This window comes from Enterococcus sp. CSURQ0835 (genome assembly GCF_902706605.1).
Classification (GTDB): Bacteria; Bacillota; Bacilli; order Lactobacillales; family Enterococcaceae; genus Enterococcus_A.
In genome coordinates this window covers 1-1,615 of sequence record NZ_CACSLH010000067.1, presented here as the reverse complement: position 1 = coordinate 1,615, position 1,615 = coordinate 1, and the positions used below count along the sequence as shown (strand labels likewise).

1 protein-coding gene is annotated in these 1,615 nt (G+C 41.4%); it reads left to right on the top strand.

The genetic code is table 11. The features are described 5' to 3' along the window. Nucleotides 1-315: 315 nt before the first annotated feature. Nucleotides 316-1,500, top strand: a complete 1,185-nt coding sequence (locus GVJ38_RS14100) for an IS110 family transposase (protein WP_159723813.1) — start codon at nucleotides 316-318, stop codon at nucleotides 1,498-1,500. Nucleotides 1,501-1,615 lie beyond the last annotated feature (115 nt).

The following is a 1,615-nucleotide window of genomic DNA, read 5'->3' as shown; positions in this document are numbered from 1 at the left end:
TACTCCTTGTATATTGTATTTAGGGTTTTAATCTTCACGATTTGTAAGGACAACCCTATGAACCTGTGTTATTAAATTTGGTATTACCTCAGTAGCTCTGAGATAATATAGATAAGGATTGAGAGGTAGGCCGCCGACTCCTTGAGCTATGAACTCGCACTTGAAAGACTGGCCCCTCTCTCTGTTTGGCAGATTGCGAATGAGTTAGATGTTGAAGGTCTTGTGCCTTACTCCGTATCTCGAACAAGGTAGTGACGCTTTTCAGATGAGTGGCAATCAATCCTAATAAACTTAAGAAGGTGAGAAGGTGCGCTTATGTTTTACCTGGGTATTGATATTGGCAAACGTACACACGCTGCTTCCATTATGGATGAGGCCGGTAAGGTTCTCCTCAAAGGTTTCTCTTTTTCAAACTCGTCTGCCGGAGCTGAGGCGCTCTTCGGTGCCTTACATAAGTTTTCTGGTTCTTCTGCGGACTTCATCGTTGGGATGGAGGCAACCGGTCATTACTGGCTCGCACTTTTCTCGTATCTTGACGAAAAAGGTTTTCTAATACATGTTTTAAATCCTATTCAAACGGATGGCTGGCGTAACGCCACCGAGATTCGTAAACGAAAAACGGATACGATTGACTCGGTGCTAATTGCGGATCTCATTCGGTACGGTGATTTCACGCATACAACCCTCACGGATGAAAATGTGATGTCCTTGAAGAACCTTTCTCGTTACAGAACTTATCTAGTCGGAACAACGAGTGATTTCAAAAGGAAGGTCATCGCTGTCTTAGATCAGTTGTTTCCAGAATACGAAACTTTATTTAACCGACAAGGATTGTTCGGTGCCGCTTCAAAGGAATTGCTTCTTACCTACAGCTCACCTGAATCACTCGAAGAAGTCACCGCTGACGAAATTGCGCAGGCTTTAAAAACTGCGAGTAGAGGTCGTCTTGGAATAGATAAAGCCGAAGCCATCAAGCAAGCCGCATCATCATCTTTTGGTGTTCGCTTCGCTCAAGAAGCGTATGTCTTTCAGCTTCGTTCAATGATTGAACAGATTAAGTTCTTAGAAAACCAAATCAACGAAGTTGAGAAAGAAATTAAAAATATTATGGATCAGCTAGATTCTGTTATCCTGACGGTTCCAGGCATTGGTCCAGTCAACGGGGCCGCAATTCTAGGCGAAATTGGTGATATCACCCGTTTCTCAACTGCCTCTAAACTAGTTGCCTATGCAGGAATTGATGCATCAGTCACTAAGTCTGGAGAATACGAATCTACGCACAATGTGATGAGTAAACGTGGATCACCCTATTTAAGAAAAGCCTTATTCTCCGCAGCTTTTATTGCATCCTTTAATGATCCAGTATTCAGTACTTACTATCAAAAAAAGCGAGCAGCAGGGAAACATCACCTCACTGCAGTTGGCGCAGTAGCTAGAAAGCTTACGTATACGATTCATGCGATTCTTACGAAAAACGAACCTTACAAAATACAGATTTAAAAAAATCAACTATTTATTAAGTCTATTTGGTGTGCACATATTTTAAGATCTATTGTTATTATTCGCATTTCTGGAATCTATGATTTATCACTTGACTTATAATAGTTAGTCTTTC